The following is a 672-nucleotide window of genomic DNA, read 5'->3' as shown; positions in this document are numbered from 1 at the left end:
TCGGCTCTGGCCGCTCTCGAAGATTCGGACAAGAAGATCGGCGAAGACGCGATCCGCGAGCTGATGGCTGCTGTCGACGCCTACATCCCGACGCCTGAGCGTCCGATCGACCAGCCGTTCCTGCTGCCGATCGAAGACGTGTTCTCGATCTCGGGCCGTGGTACGGTTGTGACCGGCCGCGTCGAGCGTGGCATCGTCAAGGTTGGTGAAGAAGTCGAGATCGTCGGCATCCGCCCGACCACCAAGACGACGGTTACCGGCGTTGAAATGTTCCGCAAGCTGCTCGACCAGGGTCAGGCCGGCGACAACGTCGGTGCGCTGATCCGTGGCGTTCAGCGTGACGGCGTCGAGCGTGGCCAGATCCTGTGCAAGCCGGGTTCGGTCAAGCCGCACAAGAAGTTCATGGCAGAAGCCTACATCCTGACGAAGGAAGAAGGCGGTCGTCATACGCCGTTCTTCACGAACTACCGTCCGCAGTTCTACTTCCGCACGACGGACGTGACCGGTATCGTTTCGCTTCCGGAAGGCACGGAAATGGTCATGCCGGGCGACAACGTCACGGTTGCCGTCGAGCTGATCGTTCCGATCGCGATGGAAGAAAAGCTGCGCTTCGCAATCCGTGAAGGCGGCCGCACCGTCGGCGCCGGCATCGTCGCTTCGATCGTCGAGTAA

Annotated in this window: 1 protein-coding gene; it reads left to right on the top strand. The window is 61.8% G+C overall.

The features are described 5' to 3' along the window. On the top strand, window positions 1-672 hold a 672-nt coding region (locus tag AC1RT2_RS32190), incomplete at its 5' end, for an EF-Tu C-terminal domain-related protein (RefSeq protein ID WP_493108503.1).

Source organism: Shinella sp. GW821-FHT11G07 (assembly GCF_058808115.1).
The sequence above is the reverse complement of the archived record's forward strand: the minus strand, read 5'-3'. Positions and strand labels throughout refer to the sequence as shown.